This window comes from Massilia antarctica, assembly GCF_015689335.1.
Classification (GTDB): Bacteria; Pseudomonadota; Gammaproteobacteria; order Burkholderiales; family Burkholderiaceae_D; genus Telluria_A; species Telluria_A antarctica.
In genome coordinates this window covers 3,550,974-3,567,253 of the sequence record NZ_CP065053.1, presented here as the reverse complement: position 1 = coordinate 3,567,253, position 16,280 = coordinate 3,550,974, and the positions used below count along the sequence as shown (strand labels likewise).

Genomic DNA, 16,280 nt, shown 5'->3' with positions numbered 1-16,280 from the left:
GACGGTGGAATCTATACTCAGTGTCCTACCAATGGAACACTGGACACCGACGTGCAAGACCTGAACGATCTTTTCTATTTTGTGCAGGTGGTCGAACACGAAGGGTTCGCGCCGGCCAGCCGGGCGATCGGCGTGCCGAAATCCAAGCTGAGCAGGAGGATTTGCATCCTCGAAGAGCATCTTGGCGTGCGCCTGTTGCAGCGCTCGACACGCCAGTTCTCCGTCACGGAAATCGGGAAGAGTTATTTTTTCCATTGCAAGGCGATGCTGGTCGAAGCCCAGGCCGCCCAGGAGGCGGTGGACCGTACCAGGGCCGAGCCGAGCGGCGTGGTGCGCGTCGCTTGCCCCATCGCGCTGTTGCATGCGCGGGTGGGGCCGATGCTGGCCCGGTTCATGGTCGAGCATCCCATGGTCACCCTGCACCTGGAAGCGAGCAACCGGCGGGTCGATGTGGTGGCCGAGGGCACGGATGTCGCAATCCGGGTGCGCGTGCCGCCGCTACAGGACAGCGATCTGGTGATGAAGGTGCTGAGCACGCGGCGCTGGTGCGTCGCGGCCAGCCCGGATTTCGTGGCAAGGCATCCGGCCCTGCAGGCGCCCGCGGATTTGAGCGGCGTACCGACCCTGGACTGGGGCGCTCCCGTGGCGCAGCACAGCTGGCACCTGGATGGCCCGGACGGCGCCGTGGCGAGTATCCGGCACACGCCGCGCCTGGTCACCGACGACATGATCGCGCTGCGCGCCGCGGCGGTGGCGGGAGTCGGGGTGGTGCAGCTGCCGCTGATGATGATCACGGAAGAGCTCAGGCAGGGTTCCCTGGTCATGCTGATGCCGGACTGGATTCCCAAAGGCGGGATCATTCACGCCGTGTATTCGTCGCGGCGCTGGCTGCGCCCCGCCGTGCGCACCTTGATCGACTTTCTGGCCACCAGCTTCGAACGGCTCGACGAAGCCTGAGGCGGACCTACCCTGGCGTCGGCGCGGTGGTAGCGTGCCCGCAGGAATCGCTATATAGTCCCCCCTGCCCCGCATCGACCAGGAGACACGATGACCCTTGAAGCCCTGTTGCAAAATCCGAACGCCCTGCCCTCCGCGCCCAAGGTGGTGGCGGAACTGATCAGCAGCTTCGACGACCCCGACGTGGCGGTCGAAGAGATCGCGCGCAAGCTCTCGCTCGACCCGGTGCTGAGCGCCAAGCTGCTGCGCCTGGCCAATTCGGCCTACTATCATGTCTCGCGCCGGATCGGCAATGTGGGCGACGCGGTGCGCATGCTCGGTTTCGTGACGGTGCGCACCCTGGTGATCAGTTCCGGCCTGGTGGGCAGCTTCAAGACCGTGCCCGGCCTCGACCTGAAGCGCTTCTGGCGCTACAGCCTGCACACGGCGGTGGCGGCCAAGTGGATCGCCAAGCAGATCGGCGCCAATACCGACCTGGCGTTCACCATCGGGATGATGCACGGGATCGGGCAATTGGTCATGCATGCTGGTGTGGCCCAGCAGGCACGCGAGCTCGACCAGACGGTCGGGCCCTACGAACATGGCCGCATCGCCGCCGAAAAGGCGCTGTTCGGCTACGATTTCGGCGAAGTCGGGGCGGAACTGGCGGCACGCTGGAAGTTTCCCGACCTGTTTCACCAGACCTTGCGCCACTTCGCCGACCCGACCCCGCAGTCGCCTTCCTACCGGATGGCGGCGGTGATTCACCTGGCCGTGCTGCGCGCGCGCTACGAGGAACGCCAGCCGAACGATGCGGAACTGGCCGCCTGTTTCACGCCGGCCCTGGCCACCGGCCTGGGGGTGGCGCCGGATGAATTGTTTGCCGGGATTCCGGCGCTGGGCGAGCTGAGCGGCGGGCTGGAAGAGCTTATCAATTAAGCAAGCTAAAAAGATTTTTCGGATTTTTTGAAAAAAAGCCTAAAGTTCCGCGCCATCGCGACGTTATGGAAGGACACGCGGTAATCTTTATCAATTTTTTGGCCAGGTGAGCGCATGACCTCCAACGAAGTTCTTTCGATGTACGAAAATATTGCTGGTCTGACTGGCAAGATGGCGGTAGCGGCAAAAGCCGGCGACTGGCATGGCCTGGCGCATCTGGAAACGCAGTGCGCGCAGCAGGCGGCGGCCACCAAGACCGGCGTACCGGCACTCGATGGCGCTCCGCGCATGCGCAAGATCGATCTGCTCAAGCAGATCATGGCCAACGACCGCGCCGTGCGCGAGATTACCGAGCCGTGGCAGTTGTCGGATGTGATGTGCGCGACGCATTGAAGCGGTAACGGATGTGAATGAAAGCGCCCGAGGGCGCTTTTTTTATTGGCAGGCCCCTGACTCCGTCGATCCCGCCCCCCCCCGTCGTTCCCGCGCAGGTCCCAGTTTCTATGAAACTCCTCAAATCTCTTGGAACTGTGCAAAGTGCGAGGGCGCTTCCAAATGGCGCTAACCTAAGCTCCGTCATTCCCGCGCAGGCGGGAATCCATAGCACATTCGTATATCGACGGTGCTATGGGGGAAACGCATGCGTTTCCGCCTGCGCGGGAGCGACGGTTTCGAGGTTTGGAGTCGCAAAGCTGCTCAAATTAGCGGCAAAGACTAGTTCCTGGAGAGGCGGGAACCCAAGTTCCTTGATCCGCTAGTGGCATCGGCACAAACTTGGGTTCCCGCCTACGAGGCTGTATTAATACTAAAACCTCATTCCCAAGGAAATGAGGCGGTAGGTTGATATGGCCGGGATGGCGGCATGCAATTGCGACATATGCCGACACAAGAGCCTAATAGCGGCGTTTAGTGGCCCGAACAGGGCCGCAAAAAGAGGCGAAATGCGCTTCAGAAGGGCTACCGCACGCGCCAGGTTGTAGGCGATGACATGCAAGGCGAACTCGCGTTTAACGGCCCGCAGTCCACGTCGGCGAAAGCGGTTCAGGTTCTGACGGCCGCGAAGATGACTGAAGACAGGTTCCACCATCGCCTGGCGTTGACTGAACAAGGAACGCACCTGGCGTTGTTGCATCACTTGGCGCAAGGCGTCGCGCTGCTCATCCTCTGGATGGCGCTCGATTTTACGCTTCGCTCCTTTTGTGCATTGGGACCGCACTGCGCAATTACCGCAGGCACTCGTTCCGTAAGAACGGAAAGCGCGCTTTTTTTCCGTGCCGCCGCTTACTTTCAGCAGCAACATAGTGTGACCTGCCGGACAACGGTAGGTGTCCTCAGCGGCATCGTAGAGGAACTCACTTTTGTGGAACACCTTGCTTTTTTTGCTCACGCCCGGTTCCTGCCCTTCCGGGCAAAACAGACTCACGTCGCGTTCCAACGTTGCCGCGATCACACTGTCGTCGAAATAGCCGGCATCAAGCAGAAGTTCTTCCGGCTGGCTACCCGTGACGCGTGCGCTTTGATCGAGCATGGCGCCGATCACTTTGGTCTCGCTCGACGGGTGCAGGGCCATGGCCGTGACAATGCGGTTTTCATTGGCCAGCACCGACGGCTTGTACGAAGGTGCCGTGCCTCTGCTGCGCTTCTGGCGCTGCACTATGGCTTCCGGCTCGACAGCGCTGAGGGCCAGCGTGTCGGTCTTCCTGCCGCTGCGCTTGCGTGCCTGCACGCGCTGCTCAAAAATACGTTCACACTCAGTGAGCGACTGTACCTCGTGCTTGGCGCAGTCATCGGCTCGATTCGCGTCCAGATGACGGCGCGCCGCATCGGCCCGCTCTTTCAATGCGTCGGCCTTGAGCAAGTTATAGTGAGAGCAGGCGGCCTCGATCACTGTGCCGTCGCCGGCCAGACGGTTGCTGCGCGATCCTGTTGCTTTCAAGATTTGTGCCGTGAGCGATTCGAAAAAATCCTTGGTCAGCGACTCCGCGTGAAGAACGATAAATCGACCGATGATGCCATGAGCAGGAGAGATCCCGCCTGCGACCCACATGCACCCCAGGTCCATCCGCGCCAATCGCTGCAGGTCGCGCAGCGAATGAATCCCTTGCATAATCCCATACAAGATCAGGCCCAGCATCAGGCGCGGCGAATACGGCGCGCGCCCCGTGGCCGCATAGCGCGCTTCGAATGCCTGAAAATCCTGCGAGTCGAGCAAATCCGCAACGATGAACACCGACGTCTGACCAGCCTGTTTGATGTGATCTTCCAGCCGGGTCGTGCCAATAAATATGGAGCGTGGATCGATGGTAACGAAGCGGCGCCCACTATGGACCGCCGTTCTGACAATTCGCCCCTCCTTGCCGGGCAAATCGTCGAACAAGCTGAACTGCGGGCTGTCTGGCGCAATTTTGTGGGCTGTGCTCATCTGTTTGAACGAAGGCTTGAAAGAGCCTCATCTTAATAGATATGACCCTTTTAATACACCCTCCTACGCGGGAACGACGAGGCGGCGTTAATCAAGCAGCCACGGCCAATTTCAGCGCCAATGCAATCCCCTCCGCCGCCTGGGTAATCTCCGGCAACGACGGAAAACTCGGCGCGATGCGGATATGGCTATCCTCCGGATCGACCCCGTATGGATACGCGGCGCCAGCCGGCGTGAGCGTAATGCCTGCTTCCTTCGCCAGCGCGATGGTCTTCCTGGCAAAGCCCGGCGGCGTCACCAGATCGATGAAATAGCCGCCCTTGGGCACCGTCCACGACACCCCCGCCACGTCGCCCAGGTGCGCGCCGAACTGCGCCAGCACCGCATCGAACTTGGGCTTGAGCAGCGCCGCGTGGCGCATCATCAGCGCTTCCACCGTGGCCGCATCCTTGAGCAGGCGCACGTGGCGCAGCTGGTTGATCTTGTCCGGGCCGATGCTGCGGATGCCCGCATGGCGCGTCCACCAGGCGATATTGGCCGGCGACGCTGCCAGCGCGGCGATGCCCGATCCGGCCCAGCTCACCTTCGAGGTCGATGCGAACACGATCGCCCGGTCCGGATGGCCGGCGCTGGCGCTTTCGGCAAGGACGTCGGCAATGCGCACCTTCTCGTCCGTCAGATGGTGAAAGCGATAGGCGTCGTCCCACATCAGGCGAAAATCCGGGGCGGCCGTTTTCATGGCGGCGAGGCGGCGCACCACCGCGTCCGAATACACCGTGCCCGACGGGTTGCTGTACTTGGGCACGCACCACATGCCCTTGATGGCCGGGTCGTTCGCGACCAGTTGCTCGACGATGTCCATGTCCGGCCCGTCGTCCTTGAGCGGCACGTTAATCATCTTGATGCCGCGCGCTTCGCAGATCGAAAAATGACGGTCGTAACCGGGCACCGGGCATAAGAACACCGGCTGCTGGCCGACCCAGGGCTGGCCGCCCGGCACGCCGTTCAAGAGTGCGTACACGATCACATCATGCATCAGCGCCAGGCTGGCGCTGCTGTCGACCGCGACCTGGGCGGCCGGCACGCCGAGCAAGCCGCCGAACAGCGCGCGCGCTTCCGGCAAGCCCACGCCCAGCCCGTAATTGCGGGCATCGGTGCCGTCGGCCGCGCGAAAGCCGGGCAAGGCATCGAGCAAGTCGTTGGAGAGGTCGAGTTGGTCCGGGGCCGGTTTGCCGCGGGACATGTCGAGTTGGAGTCCGCGCTGGCGGAACTGGTCGTATTGCGCTTGTGCTGAATGTGCTGCCGTCGTCATGAGCTTGCCTTCGGTGGTGGGGTTGCCGAAGAGTATAGCCTGAAGGTAAATGCATCACAGGGAGAGGAAGGAATTCTGGAGAGCGAGCACCAGGTATCTCCTGGTGTCGCCTCTTGCCGGTTGCATCCGGCGTCCGCAAGCGCATCGTTGGCTGGCGGACCGCTTCCGGGGACAGGCGTTTCTTCAACGATTATCTGCTTGCCGCGCCACGCTATCGTTGGTGGCTGCGCCAGATCCTGGGCCCGTTTGTGCAGTCCCGCAGGACCACGGAAACCAGTATAACGCAGTTCGCCGACTTGTGTAGACGACTTCGTGTGCGCACGGATCTTTTTTACAACATTTTGGTAAATGCAAGGAAATCAGCCGGCGTCGGGCTCGGCATGCGCGAGCGGCGCCGCCACTGCCGGCTTGCGTTTGAAGCGCGCCGTCAGCCCGGCCAGCAAGCCGGTTTGCGGCGCGGCGGCGGCGACGGGAAGCGCCGCCTTGCGCTTGCGGTGCCGCAGCAGGAACCAGACGGCCAGGCCGGTCACGATCAGCGCGCCAGCCACGCCGCCGATCAGCATCCAGGGCAGCTCGTCCCCTTTGCTGGCGGCCGCGGCATTCTTTTTGGCCAGGGCGGCGCGCGACAGGACCGGCGGCGGCGTGCTGGCCGCTTCGGCGTGACTGCCGGCCGCGGCGTCCTTGTGTTCGACGGCAAGTTGCAGCAGCTTGACCTTTTCTTCCAGTTCAACAATCTTGCTGGTCAATACGCCATTCTTTTGATCGAGCGCGGCGCAGGTCTTGATTTGTTCGTCGCTGAAGCGCTGGGGACAGGAGGCCGGCGCTGACGGCAGTTGCAGCACCCGCACCGGACGTGGCGCCGGCGGGGCCATGGCAGCCGGTTCCGCGTGCATGGTCCGTGCCGGTGGGGGCGCGGGCGCTGGAACTGGCAGCGGGGGCGGCGCCGGCTGCGGCGGCGGCGGCGGCTGCGGCGGCGGCGCCGGCTGCGGGTCCGGGCTCAGCCACAAAGTGGCGGCGCGCACTTCGCGCCTGCCGCCTTCGCCCAAGGTCAGAAACAGGTGGACATAATCGCTCTCGACCGGCTTGACCGAGGTGATGTGCAAGAATTGGCGGCCGTCGCGCTGCATCACCGACAAGCTCAGCTCCGACAGCACCGGATGCATGCGCACATTGGCGCCGCGCCACACATCCGGATCGGCCAGCCGTACCTGCACCTTGGCGCCGGCCTCGCCCAGCGCGGTCAGTTCGATGTCGGCCACCAGCGGCTGTCCGATATGCGAGCGCACCTGGATCTCGCCCAGTTCGGCCGCCTGGGCGCAGGCCAGCGCGCCGGCCAGCAGCAGGGCGAGGATCGGGGTAATGCCGGACCGGACCAGCCGGAGGATTCCTGAATGGTGCATATATGGTAATGTTGCTCGGCTAATGAGGTCGGACCCAGTGAAATCTGTAGCCCTACCGTAATTAACGTACGCTGAGATAAACTCTTTAACCCCAGTCCCAAATAAACAGGTAGCTAAATGGAAACAAGAATCGAAAAAGACAGTTTCGGCCCGATCTCGGTCCCGGCAGAGCGCTTGTGGGGCGCGCAGACGCAGCGTTCGCTGGAGCACTTCGCCATTTCGAGCGAACGCATGGCGCCCGAGCTGGTGGCCGCGCTGGCCCAGGTCAAGCGCGCCGCCGCCGCCGTCAACCGCTCGCTCGGCCTGCTGCCCGGGGACAAGGCGGACGCCATCGTCAAGGCCGCCGACGAGGTGCTGGACGGGCGCCATCCGGATGAATTCCCGCTGGTGGTCTGGCAGACCGGTTCCGGCACGCAAAGCAATATGAACATGAACGAGGTGCTGGCCAACCGCGCTTCCGAGCTGGCCGGCGGCGTGCGCGGCGAAGGCCGCCTGCTGCACCCGAACGACCATGTGAACATGGGCCAGTCGTCGAACGATATTTTTCCGACCGCAATGCACGTGGCGGCGGCCCAGGCCGTGGTGCAATCCTTGCTGCCGGCCCTGGCGCGCCTGCGCGGCACCCTGGAAATCAAGGCGCGCGACTTCGCCGACATCGTCAAGATCGGCCGCACCCACCTGCAGGATGCCACCCCGCTGACCCTGGGACAGGAATTCTCGGGCTATGTGGCCCAGCTGGAATACTCGGAACATGCGATCAAGTCCACCCTGCCCGGCCTGCTGCAACTGGCCGCCGGCGGCACGGCGGTCGGCACGGGCTTGAATACCCATCCGGATTTCGCGGCCCGCATCGCGGCCGAAATCGGTTCGCGCACGGCCATCAGTTTTAAAACCGCGCCCAACAAGTTCGCCGCCCTGGCCGGTCACGATGCGCTGGTCGGCACCCACGGCGCCCTGAAAACCCTGGCCACGGCGCTGATGAAGATCGCCAACGATGTGCGCTGGATGGCGTCCGGCCCGCGCTCGGGACTGGGCGAAATCAGCATCCCCGAAAACGAGCCGGGCAGCTCGATCATGCCGGGCAAGGTCAATCCGACCCAGTGCGAGGCGCTGACCATGCTGTGCTGCCAAGTGTTCGGCAATGATGTCGCCATTACCATGGGCGGCGCGTCGGGCAACTTCGAACTGAATGTGTTCAAACCGATGATCGCCCATAACTTCCTGCAAAGCGCGCGCCTGCTGGCCGACGGCATGCGTTCCTTCAACGAGCATTGCGCCCATGGCATCGAGCCGAACCGCGAACGGATCGCCGAGCTGATGGAGCGCTCGCTGATGCTGGTGACGGCGCTGGCGCCGCACATCGGCTACGACCGCGCGGCCCAGATCGCCAAGAAGGCGCAGCACGAAGGCACGACCCTGAAACAGGCGGCCTTGGCGCTCGGCTTTGTCACGGAACAACAGTTCCAGGAATGGATAGTGCCGCTCGACATGACCCGGCCCGGACTGTGATCGCGGCGCGGCGCGTGGGACGTTGACGCGCCGCGCCGATCCCGCCACACTGCGGTTCTTACATTATTTTTTAGGACGAGCAGGAATGCAGAAAGTCACTTTTGACCTGACAGGCGAGTTCGTCGAACTGAACCAGTTGCTGAAACTGTCGGGCTTGTGCGACAGCGGCGGTGCCGGCAAGAACCTGGTCGCCACTGGTGTGGTATCGGTCGACGGCAAGAAGGAATTGCGCAAGACCGCCAAGATCCGCGATGGCCAGGTGGTCGGCATCGGCGACGTGCGCATCAGCGTGCGCAGCCAGGGAACGGACGGGGCCTGATTGCGCTGGCGCAGAACAATCTCCTTGTAATCGGGCAATATTAGAAATATGCTGAGCAGAGACAAGCTGCGGCGCGCTGCTTCTTGCGGCGCGACAAATTCGAAAACTCTTGCTTTGTTTATATTCTAAGACGTGATTAACCGATTCAAGGTGGCCACCATGGATAACCCTGAAGAAAACCAGCAAACCCAAGATCGGCTCATCGGCGACCTGCGTCTGGTGATCGAAAATGCGGAGGAATTGCTGAAAAACACGGACCAGTACACCAGCGTGTTATACCGCAGTGCCCGGGCCAAGCTGGCGCTGGCGCTGAACGCGGCCACCGAGGAACTCGCCAGGTTCGAAGATGAGCAGCTTGGGCGCATGATCGAAGCAACGCATGCCGCCAACATCGACAACGCCGATCTGTCCGGCGAAGCGCGCATCATGCGCGCCTTTCAATAACCCACCCAGCGGCGTCAAGCCACGCCGCTGGCCGCGCCCATCCGCACCGCTTCAGGCGCCGGCAATATTCGACGCGCGCTCCTGCTCCCACGCTTCTTGCCAGGTAATGGCGCCCGGCTTGTCGAACCAGCCGTGAAGATAATCGGCGATCTGCGCCGCTTGCGGTGCCGGCGAGCTTGCCAGGAATGCCAGGGTCTGCTCCAGCCCCGCGCCGACAAAATACTCGGCGCCCATCGAACTGCCCACATCCATGTTGATGAACTTGGCTTCCCATAAGGCCAGGGTGTCGCGCACATCGCCGACCCGGTAGAGCAGGAAGGCGCACTGGTAGATGCCTTCGTAGTAATTCATGTCGTCCTGCACGATTTCTTCGGATATCCAGGTGCGGAACTTCACTTCTTCCGCCAGCATCTGGGTCAGCAGGACGTGGTAGGGCGCCGCCGCTTCGTTGACCAGGCGCTTGTAGATCGCCCGCCGCGCTTCCGGGGAGAGCAGCACGGTTCCCACCGCGGTGCTGACGGTATGGCCATTGCTCAGGTATTCGTCGATTGCTTGATCAGCGCTCATGGACAGGGATAAAATCAATATAAAGGATGATTATAGCTTGAGTAAAACGCAACGCTTCCGGCGTGCGCGCGCGCGCGGGAAAAATGCGCCTGTTCCGCACAGCGGGAGAGCGTCCGGCGCCCGCTGGCGCCGCTCAGTCTGGCAGCGCCAGCAGGATGCGCAGCGCGATCCACTGCGCCAGATGCGCCCCGATATCGAATTGCTCGTCGAGGGCGAAGGCGGCGTCGAGTGCCTCGCCCATCGTAGATCCGCCGGCCAGCGCGGCAAGCGCGCCCGCATGCGCCGGCGTGAGCGCGATCAGTTCCGTCTTCCAGCGCGGACGCGCCACCAGGGCGGCGCTCGGGCAATCCATGTCCGGAGGAAAGTCGACACCGCTGCCGGGCTGGTGCGCCTGCCACAGCGGTACCACTGCCCAACTTGATCCGATCAGGCTGCAGGCGGGGTGAAGCGCGAAGCGCGCGTTCTCGAAGGCCTCGGGGGTCAGCGCGGCGAGCGCGTCGGCGACGATGGGCTCGGCGTCGGGCGCATGGTCGGGCGCATAATGGGCGCGGTGCAAGGCCCATTCCAGGCGCGCCATGTCGGGCAGGTAAGGATAGTCGGCGATGTGGGGAAAACCGTCGAGGAAGCGGGTAAAACCGGCGCCGAAGCGGTTCAGGTCGGCGTCGAGGGAGGGCTGGGCCATGCCGTAAGCGCGCGCCAAGCCGCCGAAAAACTCCTCGCCGACCAGCTGGCGCAGCACCGGGCAGGCCGCCGCCAGGGTCTTGTTCCAGGTCACGGTCAGGTTGCCGCGGTACAGGCCGAAGCGGTGCGTGTTGGCCTCGCCCTTGCACTGGGCCAGGGCGGCGCCCTCCCCCGCGGGATCGAACAGGGCTTGCGCGAAGCGCTGCTGGGTCGCGGCCAGCGCATCCGATGCCAAAGGCCGCGCTGGCCGGCCGCGCCAGGGGTTGGCGGCGTCCAGCAGCGGATACGCGCTGGCAATGCGCTGGGCACGCTGCGCCTCGCCCAGCAGCACGTCCAGCGCCGGCACGTCGGTATCCCATTCGATCAGGGTCGGCAGGCGTCCGAAGCGCGCCAGCGCCGCCTGGTACAGCGTCCACACCGGCTCGGCCACCACGGCGCCATGGTGGTCGATCACGGCCTGCGGCGTCACCAGATGGCCGGCCAGGTGGATTTCACCCACGCTGCCGGGCGCGATGGCCGCGATCGCCGCCAGCGCATCCTCGCCATGGTTGCACTGATTGACATAGAGATTGTTCACATCGAGCAGCAGCGCGCAGCCCGTGCGGCTGGCCAGCTCGGCCATGAACTCGGCCTCGCTCATCGCATCGTCGTGAAACCGCAGGTAAGTGGAGACATTTTCGAGCAAAATCCGCCGATGCAAGCGATCCTGCACTTGCTCGACACGCTGGCACAGCAGGTCCAGCGCCGCCTGGCTGAGCGGCATCGGCAGCAGGTCGTTGAGCTGGCGGTCGGCGACGGCGCCCCAGCACAGGTGTTCGGACACGAGCATGGGCTCGACCCGTTCGACCAGGGCGCAGACTCGTTCCAGATGGGACATTGAAAAACCGCGCGCCGAACCCAGTCCGAGGCCGACGCCATGCAGGCTGATGGGATAATCGCGGCGCAGCTCCTGCAGCACATGCCAGTCCCAGCCCGCGCGGTCGAGGAAGTTTTCGGTATGAACCTCAAGCCAGCCGACCGCGGGCCGCTGCTCGAGAAACTGACGGTAATGGGGCGCGCGCAAGCCGACGCCGGCGCCCGGCGAGGCGGGACCGGATGCCAGACCGGCCGGTAAGGCCCCGCCCGTCACGACTTATTTGCCGGTCAGCTTGCCGCCGGCTTTTTCGCAAGTGCCCTTGGCCACGAATTTCCACTCTTCCGGCGCAAGGTCGACCTTCGACTGGCCCGAGCAGGAATGCGAACCATTGGCGCTGGAGCAATCGTTCTGACCAGCCTTGACGATGCCGTAGCACTTCTCTTTCTCAGCCTTGTCGACCGGATCGTGCGCGGCCGCGCCGGAGGAGACCGTGTACATGCCGGCAAGGGCGGCGGCGATCAGGGCTTGACGTTTGTTCATCGTGAATCTCCTTGGGAATAGTGAAGTGAACCAGGAACTGCCAGGTCGGAGGCGATTGTAAAGCCGGCCGCCCGATTACCTGGCGCGCTTTTCAGTTCCTTACAACTTTCCCCGTGACGCCGGCAATTTTAACGTAAAAAAAACCCGGCCCCTCCATTGTTAGGAGGCAACCGGGTGGCGCGCCGCGGCGTGGCATGGATGGCGCAAGCTTACACCGGCCACGCGGCAGCAGAACCACTGTTCCCAGGCACCGGCCCTCACGGGCGCGGCACTCAGGCAGTCGTATTGATCGTATTGCCGAGGTTCGACGGCAAGCGCTGGGGCGTCGGCAGCGCGTCGATCAGCTGGGCGGCGACCTGGCCTTCCATCTGTTGCGCTTTCTTCAAGACGGCGTAACCGACTTCCTGCTTGATGCCCGTTTCGGCCATGCTGGTTGCCAGTGAGGCGATTCCTGAAACATCCATGAGAGTTCTCCCGTTTTAATGGCTATCACGGATGGTAACGGCAGCCCTGGCCCGGACTTTAGGCTTGTGGCGAATTAATTCTTGCCTTGAGCCAGGCCAGCACCGCCGCCGGGGCGTTCAGGTCGAGCCAGGCGACGTTGTCCGGCAGATCATCGGGGCGCGGCGCATCCGATGCCACGGCGACAATATGCGGATCGTTCGGATACAGGGCCGGATGGCCGAGCGAGGGCCGCTGCACTTCCAGCTTGGGAATGGCTTCCCATTTGTAGCCTTCGACCAGGGTCAGGTCGGCCGGCCCCAGTACCGCCAACTGCTCGGCCAGGGTCGGTTCCGCTGCGCCGCGCAGTTCGCGGATCACGGCCACCCGGAACGGCGAGGCGATCATCACCTGCGCCGCCCCGGCCGCGCGCAGGCGCGCGCTGTCCTTGTGGGGCGGTTCGAGCATCACGTCGTGGTGGCTATGCTTGACGACATTGATGCGCAAGCCGTCGGCCGCCAGCGCGCCGACCAGCACTTCAAGCAAGGTCGTCTTGCCGCTGCCCGACCAGCCGATCACACCCAGTAAATTGTGCATGCGCGGCCTTTCCGCCGTTAAGTAAGTCCGCCATTATACAAAGGCATCAATACGGGTGGCGGTAGCGCTCGCCCTTGTATTTCATGACGGCCGCCTTGGGCAGCAACTTTTCAAGCACCAGGCCGGGCGCCACTTCCTCGCCTTCGCGGCGCAGTACCTTATCGATGAGCAGGAGCCGGTCGGCCGGATTCTTCGAGTAGATGTAGCCGCCGACGCTGATCGATGGAATTTCGTGCTGCAGCGCTTCGGGCAACTCGCGCAGGGTGCGCAGCTTTTCTTCCGGCGCGGCAGGCGCCGGGTCTGCCTTGGCGACCTCCGTTTTCAGCGCCGCGGGCTTGACCGGTTCTGCCTTCCGGACCCGCTCGGGCTTGGCGACCTCAGCCACCACGACCTTGACCGGTTCAGGCGTGCGCGGCGGCGCTTCCGCCACGGGCATGGGAAGCGCTTCGGGCGCCGGCGTGGGGGCTGGAGCCGGAGCCGGCGCGAGAACCGGCGCGGGCGCAGGAATGGCAGTCACCGGCGCGGCGGCCTGCACCACGGGCGCCGGCGTGACCTGATGACGCCATGCCAGCACGGCGGCACCGGCGCCGCCCAGGGCCAGCAGCGCCAGTCCGATCACCAGCGGCCTGGTGCCGGCGCCCTCACGTTCCGGCTCGCCGGCATGCACCGGCACCGCGTGGATGGTGGGCGCGCTGCCAAGCTGGCGCTCGGCCTGGGCTTTTTTGAGTGCTTCGAGAATATACGACATCTTATGATTTCCCCGTGGCGCCGGCGGCGAGCAGGCGCGGCTCGGCCACGCCGGTCAGCTGGTTCAGGCGCATGTAGGTGCGCGGACCGGCCACGCCGTCCGCCTTGAGATTCTGCCGGGTCTGGAAGGTGCGCAGCAATTGAACCGTCTGGCCGCTCAGCGGCCGGTCCGCCGGCGGCGGCGCCAGCCCGTTGATCTTGGCCAGGCGCGAGGCGATCCAGTCGACATCGGCGCCCTGCTCGCCGGTGCTGACCTGGTCGCGGTAATAGCGCGGCATCACCCACAGGGTCACGAAGCTGCCGTCGGAACGCGTGGCGAGCGCGCCGATGTCGATCTTCTGCTCCTTGCCATCGACGCTCAGGCGCGCGTGGGTATCGTCCATGCCGGTCAGCAGCGCATAGCTCACCTGGGCGCCGTCGCGCAGGGTGAGGATGGCCGGACGGTCCAGCAGGCGCAGTTCGTACAGCCCGCCCTTGCCCTGATGGCAGCGCAGGTTCAGTTTCAAGGCATCGTCGCAGGTGGCGCCAACCGGCAGCGCCAGGCCCCACAGGGCCGCCAGGGCGCGCAGCGCCTGCAGCTCGCTTGTGTGCACCAGCGGCGTGACGGCTACCCGTGGCGCGGGTGTCGCCTGCACCGGGCGCGATTGCGGCGCGGCGGCCAGCACCGTGGCCGCCACGGCGGCGGGGGCGGCGGCTTGTGCTCCCGCCGGCACGGACGGGCGCATCTGCCACGCTGCGGCCGCGCTGATCACGGCCCCGGCCAGCACCCCGGCCGCGATGACCGGCCAGCGCTTTTTCGGCGCGGGCGCCTTGGCGCCGCCGGAAAACACTTCGCTGCCGGCGCGGCGCAGGATAGCGCGTGTCACTTCGCGGCTGTTTTCGACGTAGGCGCCCAGCAGCGCGCGGTCGCACAGCAGGTTGATGCGGCGCGGCACGCCCTGGGACAGCTGGAACACCTGCGGCATCACCGCGCGCGGGAATGGCCGCGAGGAACCGCCGCCGGCCACCGCCAGCCGGTGCGCGATGTAGCTGGCGGTTTCCGCTTCCGTCAGCGAATCGAGGTGATAGCGCGCGATCACGCGCTGGGCCAGCTGTTCGAGTTCGGGCCGCGCCAGCATCGCGCGCAGCTCCGGCTGGCCGATCAGGATAATCTGCAGCAGCTTGCGCTCGCTCGTTTCCAGATTGGTCAGCAGGCGCAGCTGTTCAAGCACATCGGCCGACAGGTTCTGGGCCTCGTCGATGATCAGCACATTGTTCTTGCCCTGGGCGTGGCTGGCCAGCAGGTAGCGGTTGATGGCGTCGACATAGCTCTTGACGCTGACCGCCCCGGCCGGCGCAGGCGGCAGGTCAATGCGGAATTCGTCGCAGATCGACAGCAGCAGTTCTTCCACCGACAGCTTGGGATTGAAGATGTAAGCCAGGCGGCAATCGGCCGGGATCTGCTCGATGAAGCAGCGGCACACGGTGGTCTTGCCGGCGCCGATTTCGCCGGTCAGCAGCACGAATCCGCCGCCGCTGCCGACGCCATACAGCAGGTGCGCCAGTGCTTCGCGGTGGCGTTCGCTCATGTACAGGTAGCGCGGGTCGGGGGCGATCGAGAACGGTGATTGCTTCAGGCTGAAGAATTGCTTATACATGGATTCCCTGGAAGTGCATCACCGCTGGCGGCCGACGGGTAGCGGCTTGTATTTGGCGCAGTAAATCTTGGACTTGGTCTTGAAGTAGACGATCTTGCTGCCGGGATTGGACGCGCGCACCGGATAGCGCGAGTTGTCCATCGACAGATGGCGCACGCCAACGGCGCTGCGGATCGATTCTTCGAGCTTGTCGGGTGTGGTGTCGGCCACGGCGGCAACGAAGACCAGTTCGCTGGTATCGTCGCTGATCATGATGTCGGTCACGTTCGCGCCCCACAAGGTGGCGTCGGCCTTGAACCAGTAGGCGCCGCCCTCGTGCTTGTACGATGGGCCGAAGGCGCTCACCAGATAGTCGTGGAAGTAGGCATTGTCGAGCTGGCTGCGGCACAGGATGGCGCTGCCGATGACGGGGCCGAAGGTCGACGGTGCGGCCACGGCGCTGGCGGGAGCGGCCAGCAGCGCAAGGAAGGCCGGGAAGGCCCGCGCGCAGTTTCGCGCCAGCAGGATGCGCAAGCGTCCTGCCACCGGGGAAACCTGTTCCGAACCCGACGCCTGCCGCATGCGCGCTCCCTTGGCCCGCGTGCTTATTGACGCGCGCGCTCTTCCTTTTTGACCTTCTTCTGTTCTTTTTTCTCTTTCACGGACTTGGCCGGCTCTTTTTTCGATTCCTTTTTACTGTCTTGCGCTTTACTCATTGCAATCTCCTGATAACGATTCTATAGCTTGGACAGCCAATTGCGGTTCGCAGCGATTTTTTGCTTGGTAGCAGCGGGCAGCAGCTCGTAACAGCCGGGATACTGCTTGAGCGCGTTCTCGCGAATTTCCTTCTGCAAACCGTTGATAATAAACACATATACGATGGCACCGTCGTCGTTCTGTCGCGTGCCCATATAGCGGATCATTATTCCTCCTTTTGTTCCGTGAGCGGAGCGA

General features: G+C 64.0%; 18 protein-coding genes. 6 read left to right on the top strand and 12 right to left on the bottom strand.

All coding sequences use genetic code 11. From position 1 onward, the window contains the following. The first annotated feature begins 51 nt into the window (after nt 1–51). From IV454_RS16080 to IV454_RS16070, 3 genes are all read left to right on the top strand, one after another. Nucleotides 52–957 (top strand): LysR family transcriptional regulator, encoded by a 906-nt coding sequence (locus IV454_RS16080; protein WP_206092251.1) that lies wholly within the window; start codon nt 52–54, stop codon nt 955–957. Between the two features lie 90 nt (nt 958–1,047). After that, nucleotides 1,048–1,875 carry an HDOD domain-containing protein gene (locus IV454_RS16075; protein ID WP_206092249.1) on the top strand — a complete coding sequence of 276 codons (828 nt, stop codon included), beginning with the start codon at nt 1,048–1,050 and terminating at the stop codon, nt 1,873–1,875. A gap of 114 nt (nt 1,876–1,989) precedes the next feature. Next, nucleotides 1,990–2,268 carry a flagellar protein FliT gene (locus IV454_RS16070; RefSeq protein ID WP_054266892.1) on the top strand — a complete coding sequence of 93 codons (279 nt, stop codon included), beginning with the start codon at nt 1,990–1,992 and terminating at the stop codon, nt 2,266–2,268. 412 nt (nt 2,269–2,680) lie between these two features. Here IV454_RS16070 and IV454_RS16065 read toward each other — a convergent pair whose 3' ends face one another. The 3 genes from IV454_RS16065 to IV454_RS16055 form a co-directional block, all read right to left on the bottom strand. Then, a complete protein-coding gene (locus IV454_RS16065; protein WP_206092247.1) occupies nt 2,681–4,297 on the bottom strand; it encodes an IS1182 family transposase in 1,617 nt (538 codons plus the stop codon). A gap of 91 nt (nt 4,298–4,388) precedes the next feature. Further along, entirely contained in the window at nt 4,389–5,609 is a 1,221-nt protein-coding gene (locus IV454_RS16060; protein ID WP_206092245.1) for an aspartate aminotransferase type Ic, read from the bottom strand. A 359-nt stretch (nt 5,610–5,968) separates the two neighbouring features. Continuing rightward, the gene (locus IV454_RS16055; RefSeq protein ID WP_206092238.1) at nt 5,969–7,009 is read right to left on the bottom strand and encodes a type IV pilus assembly protein FimV; all 1,041 of its coding nucleotides are present in this window, start codon (nt 7,007–7,009) and stop codon (nt 5,969–5,971) included. Nucleotides 7,010–7,126: 117 nt separating this feature from the next. On the opposite strand from IV454_RS16055, the gene fumC reads away from it, so the two are divergent. From fumC to IV454_RS16040, 3 genes are all read left to right on the top strand, one after another. Continuing rightward, on the top strand, nt 7,127–8,518 hold the full coding sequence (fumC, locus tag IV454_RS16050) for a class II fumarate hydratase (RefSeq protein WP_206092237.1): 1,392 nt from the start codon (nt 7,127–7,129) through the stop codon (nt 8,516–8,518). A gap of 85 nt (nt 8,519–8,603) precedes the next feature. Further along, nucleotides 8,604–8,837 (top strand): RNA-binding S4 domain-containing protein, encoded by a 234-nt coding sequence (locus IV454_RS16045; RefSeq protein WP_054266888.1) that lies wholly within the window; start codon nt 8,604–8,606, stop codon nt 8,835–8,837. 159 nt (nt 8,838–8,996) lie between these two features. Beyond that, nucleotides 8,997–9,281, top strand: a complete 285-nt coding sequence (locus IV454_RS16040; RefSeq protein WP_054268160.1) for a DUF883 family protein — start codon at nt 8,997–8,999, stop codon at nt 9,279–9,281. Between the two features lie 51 nt (nt 9,282–9,332). Here the strand turns inward: IV454_RS16040 and IV454_RS16035 are convergent, their stop codons facing one another. The 9 genes from IV454_RS16035 to IV454_RS15995 all read right to left on the bottom strand — a co-directional run bounded on the left by IV454_RS16035 (nt 9,333) and on the right by IV454_RS15995 (nt 16,249). Continuing rightward, entirely contained in the window at nt 9,333–9,848 is a 516-nt protein-coding gene (locus IV454_RS16035) for a hypothetical protein (protein WP_206092236.1), read from the bottom strand. A 133-nt stretch (nt 9,849–9,981) separates the two neighbouring features. Further along, nucleotides 9,982–11,658, bottom strand: a complete 1,677-nt coding sequence (gene bufB / locus IV454_RS16030; protein ID WP_229522275.1) for an MNIO family bufferin maturase — start codon at nt 11,656–11,658, stop codon at nt 9,982–9,984. 3 nt (nt 11,659–11,661) lie between these two features. Continuing rightward, nucleotides 11,662–11,925: a BufA1 family periplasmic bufferin-type metallophore gene (locus tag IV454_RS16025; protein ID WP_054266886.1), complete on the bottom strand. Its 264-nt coding sequence runs from the start codon at nt 11,923–11,925 to the stop codon at nt 11,662–11,664. A 272-nt stretch (nt 11,926–12,197) separates the two neighbouring features. Further along, the gene (locus IV454_RS16020; RefSeq protein ID WP_054266885.1) at nt 12,198–12,389 is read right to left on the bottom strand and encodes a YjfB family protein; all 192 of its coding nucleotides are present in this window, start codon (nt 12,387–12,389) and stop codon (nt 12,198–12,200) included. A 58-nt stretch (nt 12,390–12,447) separates the two neighbouring features. Further along, nucleotides 12,448–12,963, bottom strand: coding sequence for a molybdopterin-guanine dinucleotide biosynthesis protein B (gene mobB, locus IV454_RS16015; RefSeq protein ID WP_206092235.1), 516 nt, complete (start codon nt 12,961–12,963; stop codon nt 12,448–12,450). 46 nt (nt 12,964–13,009) lie between these two features. Next, nucleotides 13,010–13,711 carry a general secretion pathway protein GspB gene (locus IV454_RS16010; protein ID WP_206092234.1) on the bottom strand — a complete coding sequence of 234 codons (702 nt, stop codon included), beginning with the start codon at nt 13,709–13,711 and terminating at the stop codon, nt 13,010–13,012. Nucleotide 13,712: 1 nt separating this feature from the next. Next, nucleotides 13,713–15,347 carry an ExeA family protein gene (locus IV454_RS16005; RefSeq protein ID WP_206092233.1) on the bottom strand — a complete coding sequence of 545 codons (1,635 nt, stop codon included), beginning with the start codon at nt 15,345–15,347 and terminating at the stop codon, nt 13,713–13,715. An 18-nt stretch (nt 15,348–15,365) separates the two neighbouring features. Next, the gene (locus IV454_RS16000; protein ID WP_229522274.1) at nt 15,366–15,908 is read right to left on the bottom strand and encodes a hypothetical protein; all 543 of its coding nucleotides are present in this window, start codon (nt 15,906–15,908) and stop codon (nt 15,366–15,368) included. A 155-nt stretch (nt 15,909–16,063) separates the two neighbouring features. After that, on the bottom strand, nt 16,064–16,249 hold the full coding sequence (locus tag IV454_RS15995; protein WP_206092232.1) for a hypothetical protein: 186 nt from the start codon (nt 16,247–16,249) through the stop codon (nt 16,064–16,066). Nucleotides 16,250–16,280: the final 31 nt, after the last annotated feature.

What these genes read in the sequence shown, in the direction of transcription:
- IV454_RS16075 (WP_206092249.1), top strand. Translation starts at nt 1,048, where the DNA reads ATGACCCTTGAAGCCCTGTTGCAAAATCCGAACGCCCTGCCCTCCGCG.
- IV454_RS16070 (WP_054266892.1), top strand. Translation starts at nt 1,990, where the DNA reads ATGACCTCCAACGAAGTTCTTTCGATGTACGAAAATATTGCTGGTCTG.
- IV454_RS16065 (WP_206092247.1), bottom strand. Translation starts at nt 4,297, where the DNA reads ATGAGCACAGCCCACAAAATTGCGCCAGACAGCCCGCAGTTCAGCTTG.
- IV454_RS16060 (WP_206092245.1), bottom strand. Translation starts at nt 5,609, where the DNA reads ATGACGACGGCAGCACATTCAGCACAAGCGCAATACGACCAGTTCCGC.
- IV454_RS16055 (WP_206092238.1), bottom strand. Translation starts at nt 7,009, where the DNA reads ATGCACCATTCAGGAATCCTCCGGCTGGTCCGGTCCGGCATTACCCCG.
- fumC (WP_206092237.1), top strand. Translation starts at nt 7,127, where the DNA reads ATGGAAACAAGAATCGAAAAAGACAGTTTCGGCCCGATCTCGGTCCCG.
- IV454_RS16045 (WP_054266888.1), top strand. Translation starts at nt 8,604, where the DNA reads ATGCAGAAAGTCACTTTTGACCTGACAGGCGAGTTCGTCGAACTGAAC.
- IV454_RS16040 (WP_054268160.1), top strand. Translation starts at nt 8,997, where the DNA reads ATGGATAACCCTGAAGAAAACCAGCAAACCCAAGATCGGCTCATCGGC.
- IV454_RS16035 (WP_206092236.1), bottom strand. Translation starts at nt 9,848, where the DNA reads ATGAGCGCTGATCAAGCAATCGACGAATACCTGAGCAATGGCCATACC.
- IV454_RS16025 (WP_054266886.1), bottom strand. Translation starts at nt 11,925, where the DNA reads ATGAACAAACGTCAAGCCCTGATCGCCGCCGCCCTTGCCGGCATGTAC.
- IV454_RS16020 (WP_054266885.1), bottom strand. Translation starts at nt 12,389, where the DNA reads ATGGATGTTTCAGGAATCGCCTCACTGGCAACCAGCATGGCCGAAACG.
- mobB (WP_206092235.1), bottom strand. Translation starts at nt 12,963, where the DNA reads ATGCACAATTTACTGGGTGTGATCGGCTGGTCGGGCAGCGGCAAGACG.
- IV454_RS16010 (WP_206092234.1), bottom strand. Translation starts at nt 13,711, where the DNA reads ATGTCGTATATTCTCGAAGCACTCAAAAAAGCCCAGGCCGAGCGCCAG.
- IV454_RS16005 (WP_206092233.1), bottom strand. Translation starts at nt 15,347, where the DNA reads ATGTATAAGCAATTCTTCAGCCTGAAGCAATCACCGTTCTCGATCGCC.
- IV454_RS16000 (WP_229522274.1), bottom strand. Translation starts at nt 15,908, where the DNA reads ATGCGGCAGGCGTCGGGTTCGGAACAGGTTTCCCCGGTGGCAGGACGC.
- IV454_RS15995 (WP_206092232.1), bottom strand. Translation starts at nt 16,249, where the DNA reads ATGATCCGCTATATGGGCACGCGACAGAACGACGACGGTGCCATCGTA.